15 protein-coding genes and 1 pseudogene are annotated in these 15,963 nt (G+C 42.1%); 12 read left to right on the top strand and 4 right to left on the bottom strand.

Annotated features, from left to right (window positions below; translation table 11 throughout):
• Positions 1-65: 65 nt before the first annotated feature.
• Positions 66-713, bottom strand: a complete 648-nt coding sequence (locus NSS66_RS21790; RefSeq protein WP_340959752.1) for a hypothetical protein — start codon at positions 711-713, stop codon at positions 66-68.
• A gap of 596 nt (positions 714-1,309) precedes the next feature.
• Between NSS66_RS21790 and NSS66_RS26860 the strand changes: the two are divergent.
• From NSS66_RS26860 to NSS66_RS21775, 4 genes and pseudogenes are all read left to right on the top strand, one after another.
• Positions 1,310-1,447, top strand: a pseudogene (locus NSS66_RS26860) (IS5-like element IS711 family transposase); the annotation flags it as partial.
• An 811-nt stretch (positions 1,448-2,258) separates the two neighbouring features.
• Positions 2,259-2,486, top strand: a complete 228-nt coding sequence (locus NSS66_RS21785; protein ID WP_068938382.1) for a DUF896 domain-containing protein — start codon at positions 2,259-2,261, stop codon at positions 2,484-2,486.
• Between the two features lie 67 nt (positions 2,487-2,553).
• Entirely contained in the window at positions 2,554-2,952 is a 399-nt protein-coding gene (locus tag NSS66_RS21780) for a DoxX family protein (RefSeq protein WP_340959751.1), read from the top strand.
• Positions 2,953-3,026: 74 nt separating this feature from the next.
• Complete coding sequence (locus tag NSS66_RS21775; RefSeq protein WP_340959750.1) at positions 3,027-3,977, top strand: ring-cleaving dioxygenase; 951 nt, start codon at positions 3,027-3,029, stop codon at positions 3,975-3,977.
• A gap of 230 nt (positions 3,978-4,207) precedes the next feature.
• On the opposite strand, the gene NSS66_RS21770 is transcribed toward NSS66_RS21775, so the two are convergent.
• The gene (locus NSS66_RS21770; RefSeq protein ID WP_340959749.1) at positions 4,208-4,561 is read right to left on the bottom strand and encodes a winged helix-turn-helix transcriptional regulator; all 354 of its coding nucleotides are present in this window, start codon (positions 4,559-4,561) and stop codon (positions 4,208-4,210) included.
• 175 nt (positions 4,562-4,736) lie between these two features.
• Between NSS66_RS21770 and NSS66_RS21765 the strand changes: the two genes are divergently transcribed.
• On the top strand, positions 4,737-5,384 hold the full coding sequence (locus NSS66_RS21765) for an NAD(P)H-dependent oxidoreductase (RefSeq protein ID WP_160788547.1): 648 nt from the start codon (positions 4,737-4,739) through the stop codon (positions 5,382-5,384).
• Positions 5,385-5,679: 295 nt separating this feature from the next.
• On the opposite strand, the gene NSS66_RS21760 is transcribed toward NSS66_RS21765, so the two are convergent.
• The gene (locus NSS66_RS21760) at positions 5,680-6,153 is read right to left on the bottom strand and encodes a tautomerase family protein (protein WP_340859431.1); all 474 of its coding nucleotides are present in this window, start codon (positions 6,151-6,153) and stop codon (positions 5,680-5,682) included.
• Between the two features lie 284 nt (positions 6,154-6,437).
• Here NSS66_RS21760 and NSS66_RS21755 point away from each other — a divergent pair, with 284 nt between their 5' ends.
• A complete protein-coding gene (locus NSS66_RS21755; RefSeq protein ID WP_023986500.1) occupies positions 6,438-6,995 on the top strand; it encodes a PadR family transcriptional regulator in 558 nt (185 codons plus the stop codon).
• A gap of 222 nt (positions 6,996-7,217) precedes the next feature.
• Here the strand turns inward: NSS66_RS21755 and NSS66_RS21750 are convergent, their stop codons facing one another.
• Positions 7,218-8,369, bottom strand: a complete 1,152-nt coding sequence (locus NSS66_RS21750) for a glycosyltransferase family 2 protein (protein ID WP_340959748.1) — start codon at positions 8,367-8,369, stop codon at positions 7,218-7,220.
• A gap of 352 nt (positions 8,370-8,721) precedes the next feature.
• On the opposite strand from NSS66_RS21750, the gene NSS66_RS21745 reads away from it, so the two are divergent.
• From NSS66_RS21745 to NSS66_RS21720, 6 genes are all read left to right on the top strand, one after another.
• Positions 8,722-9,444: a GntR family transcriptional regulator gene (locus NSS66_RS21745; protein ID WP_023986502.1), complete on the top strand. Its 723-nt coding sequence runs from the start codon at positions 8,722-8,724 to the stop codon at positions 9,442-9,444.
• A 294-nt stretch (positions 9,445-9,738) separates the two neighbouring features.
• The gene (locus tag NSS66_RS21740; RefSeq protein WP_340959747.1) at positions 9,739-12,123 is read left to right on the top strand and encodes a phosphoketolase family protein; all 2,385 of its coding nucleotides are present in this window, start codon (positions 9,739-9,741) and stop codon (positions 12,121-12,123) included.
• A 278-nt stretch (positions 12,124-12,401) separates the two neighbouring features.
• A complete protein-coding gene (locus NSS66_RS21735; RefSeq protein ID WP_023986504.1) occupies positions 12,402-13,244 on the top strand; it encodes an aldo/keto reductase in 843 nt (280 codons plus the stop codon).
• Positions 13,245-13,427: 183 nt separating this feature from the next.
• Positions 13,428-14,087, top strand: coding sequence for a PspA/IM30 family protein (locus tag NSS66_RS21730; RefSeq protein WP_023986505.1), 660 nt, complete (start codon positions 13,428-13,430; stop codon positions 14,085-14,087).
• Between the two features lie 26 nt (positions 14,088-14,113).
• The gene (locus NSS66_RS21725; protein ID WP_340959746.1) at positions 14,114-15,148 is read left to right on the top strand and encodes a TFIIB-type zinc ribbon-containing protein; all 1,035 of its coding nucleotides are present in this window, start codon (positions 14,114-14,116) and stop codon (positions 15,146-15,148) included.
• Positions 15,145-15,939 carry a TPM domain-containing protein gene (locus tag NSS66_RS21720; protein WP_340959745.1) on the top strand — a complete coding sequence of 265 codons (795 nt, stop codon included), beginning with the start codon at positions 15,145-15,147 and terminating at the stop codon, positions 15,937-15,939. The genes NSS66_RS21725 and NSS66_RS21720 overlap by 4 nt, the downstream gene beginning before the upstream one ends.
• The last annotated feature ends 24 nt before the right edge of the window (positions 15,940-15,963 follow it).

Genomic DNA, 15,963 nt, shown 5'->3' with positions numbered 1-15,963 from the left:
AGTAGATATAGATTTGTAAAAAAATCACGCAAAGCAGAATTCATTGCTCTGCGTGATTTTGGCTGCTAGTGTATTTGTGTTGCCTGTGGTTGGGAGTTCGCGGTCGACATCAGAATAATTTTTACAAGCTCCCCGATGCCTTGAACTGTCAACGTAGGCTGAAGCGTCGGTTGGGAGTTCGCGGACATCAATGCAGGAATTAACGGCAACACTTTTTTGATAATATCCTTAAAGTCAATGCCCTGAGCTGTAAGTTGTGAGCTCGCTGGCTGAAGGGTCGGTTGGGAGTTCGCGGTCGACATTAGAATAATTTTTAGAAGCTCCCCGATGCCTTGAGCTGTCAACGTAGGCTGAAGCGTCGGTTGGGAGTTCGCGGACATCAATGCAGGAATTAACGGCAACACCTTTTTGATAATATCCTCAAAGTCAATGCCCTGAGCTGTAAGTTGTGAGCTCGCTGGCTGAAGGGTCGGTTGGGAGTTTACAGACAGCAACAGCGGCAATAGAATTTTGGCAATATCCGCGAGGTTAGTACCCTGAGCTGTAAGTTGCGAGCTCACTGGCTGAAGTGTCGGTTGGGAGTTTGCGGACAGCAAAGCAGGGATCAACGGCAATAGAATTTTGGCAATATCTGCCCAGTTCTTGTCCTGAGTGGAGAGGGGGATGATCGGAGAACTTACGGTTTTTGGATTAGTTTCGAACCAACTAGTCATTTGCAAAACTCCTTTTTTAGTTGTTATTTGAACCAAAGGTATTTTGACCAGTAAAATCGGGTTTATGCATCTTTTTTATTATTTTCCAAGTTCAATTGTCCTTTACCTTTTATCGAGGCAGTCAAATTGTTTCAGGAATATTGACTGATTTCACTGGAAATGATAATGCCCAATTGCTAAAGGGGTTGCTTAAAGAGAGTTGCTGAATTTAATGAACGCATTACAGAAAAGGTTGCTCCCATGGCTGTGGGCCTGCTAGAAACTCAACTCAATATGTTGATGTGTATCGAAGATAAGTTTGATGAGAAGTCGTCCGGCATTTTCTCCCTCTATTGCGGAGAAAGAAAACATTGGAAGTCGGAAGTGGAAACTTACAAGTGAGGGTGGAGAGAGAGTTATACTCTCATGAACCGCCGGTTTCGTTTATCAGAATCAGCGCCATCATTTTGTATTAAGGTGTGTTCCTAAATTCCTTAACAAGGCTTAAATAGATTAAATAATATAGATGAGTACACGATACGAAATCCAAGATAAACAATGGCCGCTGATTCAAGATATCTATTTCGACCTGAACGAGAAACCCAAGGAGGACGCCCGCTGTGGATAATCAACGGATGTTAAATGCCATGCTTTGGGTTGCTCATTTGAGCACTTCACGAAGAGATCTTCTATACACGTTTCCCAATTGGAAATTGATGTATACCCGCTTTTGGCGCTGGGAGGAAGGGGGTTGAGGTAAGGGTCTATAGTATGTTTCACTTGATCTTAACGAAGAAAGCGTAATGATTGATGCTACAATTGTACGGATCCATCAGCATGGATCAGGCGCAAAAATGGGCAAGACAAGCAATCGGACGATCCCGAGGCGGACTAAGCGCGAAAATTTCATTTCCTGGTCGATGCGTTGCGAAATTGATTTCGTTTCGAATTGACAGGTACGCTTGTTATCGAATCAAAAAGCAAACCTCCTCTAGCACTGTGTGTTGTTGGAGAATTGGATTGGTCCTGAATCAGAGGAATAGTGGATTCATCAAGGTGTTGCGGAATCGAATACGTGTATACGAAGAACTTTAATACGGTTAACATCGATGATTTGTGTAGAACATTTCCAGTTGAGATTGGGAGTATGGGATATGGTTTAGAGCTCAATTACATCATGGCTTTGATTTTTTCTGTTCAGACACAATATAAAATTTGGTCCTAAGCAACCTCCTCGAACAATCTAAGCATCACGTGTCGGAGAATTGTGGATTTGCCATGCCACGGTTCGCCTCCATTTAAGTAAGACAAGAAAGCCATCAGCCAGTGATTCTGGTTGGTGGCTTTTTATTATGGCTCTAGTAATTGACTTGAAGAGGTTTTACACAACTTGTAGCTTAAAGGTATCTCTAAGTGTTCCTGCTGCTTTTTCTCCGTAAGCAACCCAAGCATTGATTTTCTTTTCGAAAAAGTATTGACATGGATAAAAAAATATTATATCTTTATATCAAGATAAATAAATTAAAGATAAAACAACCAGAAAATTTTGAATAGGGAGGTATACACGTGATCACCATTTTAGAAAGAATTAATCAGCTTGCAAAAAAAACAAAAGAAGTTGGGTTGACTGAAATTGAAAAAACGGAACAAACGGATCTTCGCAAAGAATACCTTCAAATCTTTCGGGGTTCTGTACAAAGCATTCTCTTGAACGCTACGATTTATGATCCGAATGGAGACGATGTTACACCTGAAAAACTAAAAAAAGAACAGGCTCAAATCGCTAAACAATGAATTTAATTTTATCTAATATCTCTAATTAAATAATCTTAAAATTAATATAATATGGAGGGTGATTTTTATGTTGGCAAGTGGATTGTTACTGATACGTTTGGTGGTTGGATTGTTATTGATGGGGCACGGAGCACAGAAGCTTTTTGGTTGGTTTGGCGGCTATGGTCCAAAGGGTACGGGCGGTTGGATGGAATCGATTGGCATTAAGCCCGGAGTATTCATGGCAGTGTCTGCTGGGTTGATGGAATTGTTGGGAGGAGTTCTATTTGCTTTAGGACTATTCACTCCACTGGCTGCATTGTTGATTACGGTGACTATGCTCGGAGCAATTTTCAAAGTACATGGCCCAAACGGGATCTGGGCAACAGCTAATGGCTATGAATATCCGCTAGTTCTTATTGCAGTCGTAATTGGTATTGCGTTGACAGGAGCAGGTTCATATTCTATCGATGCATTACTTAGATAAAACATGATGTTTAGGTCATTAAAAGCCATTAACAACAAAAAATAAAGGTTCCTACGATTAAAGGAGGGTTTCATATGTCACTGCAAACTACAGGTATCCATCATATTACAGCTTTTGCCGGTAACCCGCAGGAAAATGTCGACTTCTATGCCGGCGTCCTGGGGCTTCGGTTAGTGAAGAAAACAATCAACTTCGATGCTCCTGAGGTTTACCACTTGTACTTTGGTAACGAGGCAGGAAGTCCTGGAACGATTATTACTTTTTTTCCTGCACCAGGAACTCCCAAAGGGCGAATCGGAGGTGGCCAGGTGGGTATAACCTCGTATGTGGTCCCACCAGGTTCACTTGATTTTTGGCGGCATCGTTTAGAAAGCTTTGATATTCAAGTTACGAAAACGAGCCGTTTTTCTGAACAATATCTTCAATTCGAGGATAATGAGGGCTTACGACTTGAGCTTGTTGAACGTGAAGCGGGAGCGAATAGTACTTGGTCTTACGGTGGCATTTCGGCTGATCAAGCAATTAAGGGGTTTGGAGGTGCTGTGCTATTTAGCGTTAACCCACAGAAAACGATGGATGCATTGGAGACCATACTCGGATTTACAAAAATCGCTGAAGACGCCGAATATGCCCGTTACCAGGCCGTAGGAGAAATCGGCAACATCGTAGATGTTCCGCTCGCCAAAATGGGTTTAGGCTTTGGTGGAGCAGGCACGGTACATCACATTGCGTGGCGTGCAAAAGATTTCGAACAACATGAAGAATGGAGAAGCGCAGTCCAGCATTATGGTTATCAACCGACTCCAATCATAGACCGCCAATATTTTAATGCGATATATTTCAGGGAAGCGGGCGGCATACTATTTGAAATTGCTACAGATCCACCGGGATTTGCTAATAATGAACCTCCTGAATCTTTGGGGCAGGAATTAATGCTGCCAGAGTGGTATGAACCGCAGCGGGCTCAAATTGAGGCGAATCTGCATCCTATTGAAGTGAGAACATTAACTGGAAAACAACAGTAAGCGAAACTGCAGCTGTTTTGCCTCCAGAGGAAAAGGTGAAGCCACGTTGATGGGAACTGCCAGGTTTAGAAAAACGGTACATGACTGAATATAAATATGACAAGATGAATATCAACACGATTAAACCCACTTTGACAAAATTGGTCATAGTGGGTTTTCATTATGCACTTGGTATGGACTATAACATAGGGATGAAAGTCTGATCACGCTAGGCAGGAAGGGATGTAGATTTAATCGCTTTTTTCAACGCATCTAACTTTTGAGTGCTCCAGATGAACCTCCCCCCAATCATACATACTGCGCAATATGGGGACGAAATTTGCTCCGTGAGCTGTTAGCGAGTATTCTACCCGGGGAGGAATCTCTCTGAATATTTCACGATGCACAAATCCGTCTTCTTCTAATTCTCTTAGTTGCTTGGTTAACATCGCTTGTGTGATATCAGGAAAGGCGCGTTTAATTTCACCGAATCTTCGGGTACCACGGGACAGAAACCATAAAATCACTATTTTCCATTTGCCGCCAATGATTTTCTGAACCTTTGTTAAGGGGCAATCTATAAAATAGTTCAGATTTTCACTCATTTGTGCCATCTCCTCATCATTTGTATTCCAGAAAGTCCTATGAAATCAATTAGTATGATTTTTGATAGTATATACTATAAATATGCCTACTTGTTGTTTCGATACCATTGGCTTAACATTACATTAGCATTAAAGCTTTGACAAGCCATCTGAAAATATTCTGGGGGCGAAGAAGATGAACATTAATATTTTATACGGTCACCCTTATGCTAAGAGCTTTAACAAAGCGATTTTGGAGCAGGTGATCGCTCATTTAAACGTACGAGGGGCGAATGTTAAGGTAAAAGATTTAATTCAAATGTCATTTAATCCGATGGTAGGCTTAAAGGATTTAGAGGCTAAGGTCACTAACGTATTGCCAGAGGAGATAGTAAAAGAACAGGAGGATTTATTGTGGGCAGATGCCTTGATTATTATTTCACCGGTATGGTGGGGCGGATTTCCCGCTGTTATTAAAGGATATATAGATAGAGTGTTCACAACAGGACTCATACGCTCTTCTGATGGTGTATATGGGCTTGAGGGCAAGAGAGCCTACTCGATTTTTACAACAGGATCTTCAGAAGATTATATTCGCATATCACGTCAGAAAGATATGCTCTACGCGGCTAACGATAATTTGTTTGGGTTCGCCAAGTTTTCGGATGCCGAGATTAAGCTTCTTTGCTCGGTGCCGCGTGTAACCTTGGAGGAACGAAAAGCAATGCTGCTGGATGTCAATCGATTTGTCGATCGTATTTTTGATATGAGACCGGGAGAGGGAGGCAGTACGAGGGATAGCCTTTCTCTTCAAGCTTTGGAGCATGATTTGGCTAGCCATTAAGATTACGTAAACTGCAGGATGTTTCTTTGGAAAAATGAAGAACACCCTTATGGGTGTTCTTTCGTTTGGACATATGGACATATTACACTGTGCTAAGTTATAAGCTTGTTACTGCTAAAGATATAACCTTTTGGATGGTTCTCCTACTGGATACCGCAGAAGGTTTAAGACGTCAGTTGCCGGTTTGTAACTTGCCTTAGCCACCACGTCAGGAGATTTCCCGGTGTTTCCCGTATCCTCTAGCCGACAAGATATGAATGCTCCTCCAATCTTTAGAAATGCCAAATTCCACGCATTACCGTGTAATATTTTGCTTGATAGCCTTAATTTTCTCCTCAGTAAAGACTCCTGAATCCAGCAGGTCTAGAATGGAGAGCACGCTGCCGCGAGAACCCCAGCTGCCTTCTTCAATGACCTGGAAGGATACCCACCAAGTTGGGGATGGTTCCGGTACACCAAGTACTTTAGTCAAACTGCCAAGAATATTCTCAAGCACTTTTTTGCGAACGTCGTTAGGCCAGTCACCATCCATCACCAGAACATTGACAGTAATTACATCACGTTCTGGCTGATCCGACAGCAATTGCCCGCCAATTGCCATGTAATCTATTGGACGTTCGGTGAAATGGACCTGAAACCCTTCTCTTGCTGGCGGACAATATTGACCTACCTCTGGAACGAGAACTGCATCCGTCAAACCTTCTGCCAAAAGACGGCGCTGTTCAAGCGTTATGCGGCCTGCGGGATAATTTACACTGATCATGGTCATGGTCTGATATCTCCTTATTAAGATTTAACCAAGCGATGTCTTGGAATTCTTTATGATATCTGTATCCAAGGCTTCAGCTTGGCAAGCTCATTGGTATTTTGTTGATATCGTTAATATAAAACGATGATAAACCCCTGTCAACACTAATTATTATAATAATATATATTTAAATAATATATAGAGAGATGTGAAGCTAGTTTAAATGGGCTATAATTATGTCTAGTCTAATGAAAGCATGACATACTACGGAGATTTGCTAGAGGTAACAGGAGGCAAAATATATAATGGCGAGACAGTCAGGAAAAACCAATACAATGTTTGCGGTATTAGGCATTCTGAGTCTGGGTCCTCATACCGGTTATGATATAAAGCAACATATGGAGCAAAGCACTAGTTACTTTTGGAATGAGAACTATGGTCAGATCTATCCCAGCCTGGCAGAGCTACTGGATCGAAAAGATATTGCAGTCGAGGTTATTCGACAGAAAGGAAAGCCTGACAAGAAACTCTACAGCATTACCGATCAGGGAAGGCAGACGTTGTCAGACTGGCTTTCTCAGCCCATGGAGCATGTGGTGATGCTTAAAAAAAATGAGCTGCTGTTGAGGGTGTTTTTTGGCGGGAATTCTTCGCCTGAAACGATTATAAAGCACATACAGGAGTATAAAGAAAAGCTAGTGGAAAGCTTGCATATTTTTGAAGAACTTGAACGTTGGCTTATCAACGTAGAGCATAAAGACCATAATCACAAATATTGGATGATCACAATGAGCTATGGTAAAAGTCAGTTTAGCAGTTTAATTAGCTGGTGCGATGATAGCATTAAAATATTGAGTTCTTAGCAGTTGGTAAAACTCATATGTAATGAATAATCAGAAAGCATGCTGGACTATCAGAGGAATAGTAAACTAGTAACGACAATTCTTGTCGTTATCTCCGGACATGGCGACTCCTCCTCCATAAAGCTGCTTGCCAAGTTGGGCTCGCACCTTTATGGAGGAGTTTTTTTATCCCGTAAGGAGGATGCAATACATACGATTTTGCACGCTGTAAATGAGTAACTATTATTCCACCAGCTTTTCAGACTTCACCAGCATTTCTCGTAACACGTGAGCGACTCGACTTTTCCGGTTCTCTGCTTTCTTTTTTATCAAGTGTAATGATTTTTTGTATGCATGAGTATGGCTTTGATCGTAGAACTGTTTGGCTGCAATGCGTAATGTTCTTCTTAATAACAGTGCTGATGAGCGTGTTAACCTAGAGCGGAATCCCCTGCGCAATACCCGCAACGTATTTTTGTAGGTCTCAAAATCCTCGGATGGAGGGATAAGGGCAAATAAATTTAACGAGGAGTCATTGAATCCGTAAGTTTCATACATGATTCTCAGATTTTCTGTATTTAAAACGTTACCTCTGAGATAGGTTGGATGTTCCTGATGATATCCGACCACCTCTTTGATGCAATAAAAAGGGATCTTCAAGCGATGCAGTCTATAGCCAAGGTCCCAGTCTTCGAGTCCATACAGCACAAACCGTTCATTAAAACCTCCAATACGAATCAAGTGGCTGCGTCTGATGGCTACACAACGAGTAACCAGCAGCATCCAGGGGGCGACATCCGTTGTGGCAAATTGTTTCTGCGTATTGGTGGGGACTCTTGTGGGACTAACTACTTTAGACAGTGCACCCGTTTGGTGAAGGATATCTTCAGGGGTTATGATTGGAGTAATTTCGTTCGCTGCTTCATAGTCAGCATTCCATAAGTTGGACTGCGTAAGTATGTTGCGACATTGTTCTTTTTCTTCAGGAGAAAAGTCAGGGTAATAATGGGTAAAAGCATCGTCCCATGAGTGAGGAATGCCTGAGAGCACAGACTTGGGATATTTACGGTGATAACGGCTCACGATCCTAATGAATTCCGGTAATACTACAAAGTCAGCGTCGCAGAAGATGATGTATAGCCCTTTTGCACGGCGCAGTCCCAAATTTCGAACGGCAGATCGACCGCGTTGTTCCTGATGTGACACATAGATAAGAGGATAGGATGCTTTGAAGCCTTCGACCATTTCTTTCGTTCCGTCTGTAGAACCGTCATCAGCTACAATGACTTCGAATAGTTGCTTTGGATAGGTTTGTGTCTCAAATGAAGCGAGTGTGAGCAACAATTGCTGGGCTCGATTATAGGTTGGAATGATGACGCTGTAGCGGATAGCCAATATGATCTCCCCCCCACCATTCTTATTAGAAAACGTTTGAACAAGATGAATAATAACAATGTATTCAAGGATTTTAGCCTGGTCTAGTCAAACATCCCTCAAGGTTCGAAACAGGCTTGGTCTTATTACTGATGCTAAGGTGGGGGTTCTGTATTTTCTGCTGTTTTGCAGGTACGTTCAGTGGTGTTATATATGTGTAATCATGGTATTATGCATAGAGATGTAAAGTAAAAGCGACGGCGCTTCCTATCCGCTGAAAGCCCGCTCAGCAAACAGAAACAAACATGAGATGAAATGGGCAAGTTATGGTAAACTATATAGAGTTATAGAAGACCTGAAAGAGGAGTACTTTATGACACAATTTGTCTATAAGCAAATTATTGACGATCTCAAGATGAAAATTTTTGCGGGAAAGTTTGCGGATATGAGATTGCCAGATGAACGTAGTCTTAGTGAGACGTACCAGGTTAGTCGTAGTTCAATTAAACGTGCTCTGACTAAAATGGAGAATGTCGGAATTATTTTCAAAAAACAAGGTTCCGGGACATTTATTAATCCATTATACATAAGAAATGAATCTATCTTTAACTACGAAGGCTCTAATCTAGGGGTCACTGATAATTTTCAAATGCATGGTAAAAAGCCTAAGATCAAAGTATTGAGTTTTGAGGTCATTCCGCCAACAGAAGAGTTACAGCGCGATTTGTTCTTGGAGACTCATGATTTTGTTTACAAAATTGTTCGCTTACGTCTGTTTGATGATGATCCTTTTATGATTGAAACGGGCTATATCCCCATTAAAATTGTCCAGAATTTAAATCAGACAATTATCGAGGGGTCCATTTTTAATTATTTGGAAGACTCGCGGAACTTGGCCGTCACCAAATCTTTTTTATCCATTTTTGCAGAACCGTCTCAAGAGAATGATCAAAAGCTGCTACATTTAAATGAAAATGAGCCTGTAGGTATTATGGAAGGTGTGTTCTTTTTAGATAACGGTACGCCATTTGAGTTTTCTCATATGCGATTTCATTACAAATATTTGAAATTTAATACCTTTGTATCGGTTCACTAATGATAAGACTGGAGAATTCTCCGGTCTTTTTTTTATGGTTTTGAAAAAAGGATTGAAGCCTGCAATTACCTCGTTTATTACAAATTTTATTGGTTTATACTTCTATATATTTTAATGTAAGAGCTTTTTTACTGTCTTTTTAATTTATATTTCATAGTATGTTCAAAATTTCACAAAATTGGACCGTATCACTTGTGAAAAAGGTTGAATTAAATTGGCGTAGCGTTATGATGGACATGTAGATGAAATTTCCGGAAATAAATTACAAACAAAACTACTTAGGGAGTGGACACAATGTCATTATCACCCGTGTTAGCAGATTATTCATCTAAAACATATTTGGAAAAACTTGATGCATATTGGCGTGCAACGAACTACATTTCGGTAGGTCAGCTTTATTTAAAAGATAATCCTTTGTTGAGAGAGCCTTTAAAAGATTCAGATGTGAAAGTTAAGCCTATTGGACACTGGGGCACAATTCCGGGTCAAAACTTTATTTATGCACATCTAAATCGTGTTATTAATAAATATGATTTGAGCATGCTTTACATTGAAGGTCCTGGTCACGGCGGCCAGGTTATGGTTTCAAATTCTTATCTGGATGGAAGTTACACTGAAATCTATCCACAAATTACGCAAGATATCCCAGGTATGAAGAAATTGTTCAAACAATTCTCTTTCCCTGGCGGTATTGCTTCACATGCTGCTCCTGAAACACCTGGATCTATCCATGAAGGTGGAGAATTAGGTTACTCCCTTTCTCATGGTGTAGGTGCCATTCTGGATAATCCTGATCTGATTTCGGCTGTTGTTATTGGTGATGGCGAAGCTGAAACGGGCCCATTAGCCGCTTCGTGGTTCTCTAACAGATTTATCAACCCCATCACGGATGGTGCAGTGCTGCCAATCTTGCACTTGAATGGCTTTAAGATTAGTAACCCAACGATTATGTCTCGTCAATCGAAAGAAGAATTGACCTCCTACTTTAAAGGTTTGGGTTGGGAACCGTTCTTTGTTGAAGGTGAAAATCCGGATCACATGCATCCAGAAATGGCGAAAGTATTGGATACGGCCATCGAGAAGATTGAAGCTATTCAAAAGAATGCACGTGAAAATAATGACCTTACTCGTCCGGCGTGGCCGATGATTGTATTCCGTTCACCTAAAGGCTGGACAGGTCCGAAGGAATGGGACAACGTGCCGAATGAAAATTCATTCCGTGCCCATCAGGTTCCAATTCCGGTTGATCAAAAGAATATGCAACACGCACCTGCTTTGTTAGAATGGCTGAATAGCTATAGACCAGAGGAATTGTTCGACGAAAACGGTCGTTTAAACTCTGAGCTTGCTGAAATTCTGCCTACAGGCGATAAACGTATGGGAATGAACCCTGTTGCGAATGCGGGTAACCTCATTAAAGACTTGAAATTACCGGATTTCCGTAACTATGCGCTGGATAATTCCGTACCTGGTAAAGTGATTGCGCAAGATATGTCGGTTTTAGGGAAATACGTTAAAGATGTGGTTCTTTTAAATGAAGAAAATCGTAATTTCAGAATCTTCGGACCGGATGAAACGATGTCTAACCGCTTGGCTCCTGTTTTTGAAGTAACCAAACGCCAATGGATGGACCAAATTATTGAACCTAATGATGAATTCTTATCATCCTATGGCCGCGTAATTGATTCTCAATTATCCGAACACCAAGCTGAAGGATTGCTGGAAGGTTATGTATTAACAGGTCGTCATGGTTTCTTTGCAAGTTACGAAGCCTTCCTGCGTGTGGTTGACTCGATGATCACCCAACACTTTAAGTGGCTGCGTAAAGCAACGGATCAAGGATGGCGTGCAGATATCCCATCATTGAATGTCGTAGCAACCTCAACAGTGTTCCAACAGGATCATAATGGGTATACACACCAAGATCCAGGTTTGTTAGGTCATTTGGCTGATAAAAAACCAGAATTTATTCGGGAGTATCTGCCAGCGGATGCCAATTCATTGTTGGCTGTTTTCGACACCATTTTAAATGACCGTCAAAAGATCAATTTGATTGTTTCGTCTAAACACCCACGTCCACAATGGTTTAGTGCTGATGAAGCGAAAGAATTGGTGGACAAAGGGTTGAAGATTATTGATTGGGCAAGTACAGATCAAGGTGGGGAACCTGACCTTGTCATTGCTTCTGCTGGTACAGAGCCAACTATTGAAAGTTTAGCTGCGATTTCCATTTTGCATGAAAAACTGCCTGACTTGAAGATTCGGTACATCAACGTGGTAGATTTGCTGAAACTGAGAAGTCAAAAACTAGACCCGCGTGGATTATCCGACGCCGAGTTTGATCATTTTTTCACAAAAGACAAGCCAGTTGTTTTCGCTTTCCATGGTTACGAAGGTCTGATCAAAGATCTGTTCTTTGATCGTCACAACCATAACTTGCATGTACATGGTTACCGTGAGAATGGCGATATTACGACACCATTTGATATGCGCGTATTGAATCAGATGGATCGCTTCGATCTAGTGAAGGAAGCTGTTCTAAGCTTACCTGACGCTGAGAAGTATACCAACATTGTGGATGAAATCGATGCTACGGTTAAGAAACATCATCAATTCATTCGCGAAGAGGGTATTGATTTACCAGAGGTAGAGAACTGGGTATGGAAAGGCTTGAAATAAAAACACAGACACTTCAACTTTATGTTGGACAACCAAGCCATCAAGCATGAAGTGGAATATATGATCTGGTAGTGGTATACAAGTGCCTGACCCCTTTGACTTCAAGTATGATTTCAATGGGGATCAGGCGCTTTTTGATTTAGCACACAGAGAACTTGGTAGAGAAGTTACAAGCTAGTGGGTATATACATATATAGGGAACGAAATGAATTTCTATATTTTGCCTGACGATTAAAGAGGTGTTATGGTATATGAGAATAGTAAAGGAGGCTGTTAATATGAACCATCAAATTCCGGAGAAGGTATTGAATGATGGCACTAAAGTGCCCGTCATTGGATTTGGGACTGTTGGATTTAAGGGTGCAGATGGAGTACAGGCGATTACCGGCGCAGTTGATGCAGGTTACCGTCTGATCGACACAGCGTTCAACTATGAAAATGAGGGGGCTGTCGGGAAAGCGGTCCGGCAGAGCTCTGTGCCCAGAGAAGAATTGTTGATTTGCTCCAAACTACCGGGTCGCCGACATGCTTACCAAGAAGCCATTGTAACGATCGAAGAGTCATTATATAGAGGAGGTCTGGACTATTATGATCTTTATCTGATCCATTGGCCGAATCCCCAAATTGATCGATATGTTGAAGCCTGGCAGGCGTTGATTGAGGCGAAGAAAAGGGGCTATATTCGTTCCATCGGGGTCTGCAATTTTCTGCCCGAGCATAATGAACGTTTAATTCGGGAAACAGGTGTCGCCCCGAGCATCAATCAAGTTGAATTGCATCCATTGTTTAATCAGGAGCACCAGCGTGCAAAAGATGCTGAACAGGGCATCGTGACCGAATCGTGGAGCCCCTTGGGGCGTGGTCACAGCATACTGGAGAATGAAAAGATTGGGGAAATTGCTGCTGCTCATGGTAAAACGACTACACAAGCGATTTTACGTTGGCATATCCAACTTGGAGCGATCCCGATCCCTAAGGCCTCTTCTTTAAAACACCAAACGGAGAATTTGGATATTTTTGATTTTGAGTTGTCTCCAGAGGAAATGAACGTGATTTCGGCATTTAGCAGTGAGGATGGGCGGATATGGGGTCAGGACCCCAAGTCCTATGAAGAACTATAATCAGGAACAATAAATAGAAGGGTTCAAAAATCTGTCGCGGGTTTTTGGACCCTTTGCTTTTATAATAAAACGAACACACATCCGAAAGTGATCAGTGGGCCAGTATATAGAGCTATGATGAACATTTTTTACCGGATTTGATGTATGATATGGTGGAATGTAGTCCTTTCGAAGGAGGTCATCATGGGAATTTTGTCGAGGTTTAGGGATATTATGAAAATGAATGTTAACGCCTTAGTGGATAAGGTGGGAGACCCGGAGAGAACCATTGACGATTATATGCGGAATTTAAACAGTGATCTAGGCAAGGTGAAAGCGGAGACGGCCTCAGTGTTGGCTGATGAGAGAAGGGCAAAAAGAGCACTGGATGAATGCAAAGCCGAAATCAAAAAGCTCCAGCATTATGCCAGTAAGTCTGTGGAAGCTGGTAATGAAGAGGAAGCTCGAAAGTTTCTGGAGAGAAAAGGTTTGCAGGCGGAGAAATTGGAACAATTACAAACGTCCTATGATTTAGCTTCGACAAACGCCGTAAATATGAAACAAATGCAGGAGAAGTTGGTGTCCGATATGGGACAACTAGAAGCACGGCGCGCTGAACTTAAAGGGAAGATGGCGGTTGCCAAAGCACAGCAAACCTTGAACTCTATGGGCAGCAAGAATTCTGCTTTCGAAGTTATGGAAGAACAGGTGAACAGAGCGTATGATGAAGCGATGGCTATAGCCGAGCTTCGGGCAGGAACGAAGGACGACCTGGATGCTTTATTTGCACAATACGAGAAGAGTACGAATGCAGAGGATGAACTGGCTGCGATCAAAGAAAAAATCAACCATAAGGAATCATAACAGTATCTACATGAAGAGGTGAGCAGATGCCGGTTATCGAATACAAATGCCCAAACTGCGGCAGCGGCATGGTCTTTGACGGTGAGACAGGGATGTTATCCTGTCATAGTTGCGGAAGAGAGGACAATATCGAATCTATTCCTGATCCTCTGATAAATCGTATTTTTTCAGAAGATGAGGCCCATGAGTATCATTGTAATAACTGCGGAGCAGTGATTATGACCGAAGTGGAGACGAGTGCAACGGTGTGCAGCTTTTGTGGTTCTGCCGTGGTTCTCGGGGATCGACTGACTGGCAAGCTGGCTCCAGCGCAGGTTATTCCTTTTTCAATCAGTAAGGAAGAAGCCATAGTTGCTTTCAAAAAATGGTGCAAGAACGGCCGTCTGACGCCGAACCGGTTCATGATAGCAGACCGAATCAAGGGAATAACCGGGATGTATGTGCCCTTCTGGTTATATGAATTACATAATAAAATTGAGGTTCAAGGTGAAGGTACCCAAGTGAGAACCTATACGAGCGGAGACTACGAATATACGGAAACGAAGCATTTTGATGTATATCGCAAAATCCGTTTGAATTATGTAAAGGTTCCGATTGATGCTGCGGAGAAAATGAACGACGAGCTGATGGATAAATTGGAGCCTTTTCCATACGATCAGCTAAAACCCTTTAAAACGCCATATCTAGCGGGTTATATTGCGGAGAAGTACAGTTATAACGAAGAAGAGCTTTTCCCGCGAGTTAAAGAAAAAGTGAAGGAATATATTGATGCTTATATTCATTCTACGGTGTCAGAGTATACGTCCGTGAGTTATACGGAAAAGCAAATTGATACTATATTAAAACAAGCGGATTATGTTCTGCTCCCGGTATGGGTCATACACTATGACTACAATCAATTGGAACATACATTTGCTATGAACGGACAGACGGGCAAGGTAGTCGGTAAGCCTCCGATTAGCAAGTTCAAAGTGACGGCTTGGTTTGCAGGCATTTTCGGCATTACTCTCTTCTCATTAAGGTTAATCACTTGGCTGATGATGGGAGGGGAATTCTATTGAAAAAGCATAGAGCCATTATAGCCGTCTTGTTATTCTTTGCTGTTTTTCTGGCAGTTCCTATGGAAATGAAGGGCGAACCAGCAACGACAGAAATGAAGCCATTGATTTATGATGAAGCGGGTCTGCTCAATCAAGAAGAGTATGATGTGTTGAACGCTATGGCTAATCAATACGGAGCGGAAAGAGAAACGGACATTATTATTTATACTACTCTCAATCCCGACAATATGGATGTTATGAAAATGACGCAGGACTTTTATGATGACCATGGCCCTGGGTATGACAGATCTCATGGGAACGCGGTCATTTTAACGATGGATATGAGAAATAGAGAGGTATACTTGGCCGGATTTTATAAGGCAGAACGGTATCTGGATGATGACAGGCTTACTAAAATACGCCATGAGATTAGCCCGGATCTGACCAACGGCAACTATGGGCTGGCATTTCAAAAGTATATTCTAAGCGCGCACAAATATTTGGCCATCCGTCCAGGGGTGAATCCAGACAGTATATTTTTTAAAGGATGGCTTCATTTGGCGGTGGCGCTGGGATTGGCAGCGTTGATCGTGGGTAAGATGGTTTCCAATTCTGGCGGTCGGGTTACGGTAAATCGGCAGACCTACGAGGATGCGAACGCCTCAGGAGTTCTGGAGCATCGAGATCAGTATCTTCACACAACGACAACAAAACGGAAGATTGAAAAGAGCAGCAGTAGCAGCAGCTCAGGCGGTGGTGGCGGAACGACCAGCGGCGGTCATTCGCATAGCGGCAGCAGAGGATCATTTTAACTGAGGATTTTGCAAAAATCCTGA

Source organism: Paenibacillus sp. FSL R10-2748 (genome assembly GCF_038005565.1).
Taxonomy (GTDB): Bacteria; Bacillota; Bacilli; order Paenibacillales; family Paenibacillaceae; genus Paenibacillus; species Paenibacillus polymyxa_B.
The sequence above is the reverse complement of the archived record's forward strand: the minus strand, read 5'-3'. Positions and strand labels throughout refer to the sequence as shown.

Coding starts and splice junctions, on each gene's coding strand:
- NSS66_RS21790 (WP_340959752.1), bottom strand. CDS start 713: ATGACTAGTTGGTTCGAAACTAATCCAAAAACCGTAAGTTCTCCGATC.
- NSS66_RS21780 (WP_340959751.1), top strand. CDS start 2,554: ATGTTGGCAAGTGGATTGTTACTGATACGTTTGGTGGTTGGATTGTTA.
- NSS66_RS21775 (WP_340959750.1), top strand. CDS start 3,027: ATGTCACTGCAAACTACAGGTATCCATCATATTACAGCTTTTGCCGGT.
- NSS66_RS21770 (WP_340959749.1), bottom strand. CDS start 4,561: ATGAGTGAAAATCTGAACTATTTTATAGATTGCCCCTTAACAAAGGTT.
- NSS66_RS21765 (WP_160788547.1), top strand. CDS start 4,737: ATGAACATTAATATTTTATACGGTCACCCTTATGCTAAGAGCTTTAAC.
- NSS66_RS21760 (WP_340859431.1), bottom strand. CDS start 6,153: ATGACCATGATCAGTGTAAATTATCCCGCAGGCCGCATAACGCTTGAA.
- NSS66_RS21755 (WP_023986500.1), top strand. CDS start 6,438: ATGGCGAGACAGTCAGGAAAAACCAATACAATGTTTGCGGTATTAGGC.
- NSS66_RS21745 (WP_023986502.1), top strand. CDS start 8,722: ATGACACAATTTGTCTATAAGCAAATTATTGACGATCTCAAGATGAAA.
- NSS66_RS21740 (WP_340959747.1), top strand. CDS start 9,739: ATGTCATTATCACCCGTGTTAGCAGATTATTCATCTAAAACATATTTG.
- NSS66_RS21735 (WP_023986504.1), top strand. CDS start 12,402: ATGAACCATCAAATTCCGGAGAAGGTATTGAATGATGGCACTAAAGTG.
- NSS66_RS21730 (WP_023986505.1), top strand. CDS start 13,428: ATGGGAATTTTGTCGAGGTTTAGGGATATTATGAAAATGAATGTTAAC.
- NSS66_RS21725 (WP_340959746.1), top strand. CDS start 14,114: ATGCCGGTTATCGAATACAAATGCCCAAACTGCGGCAGCGGCATGGTC.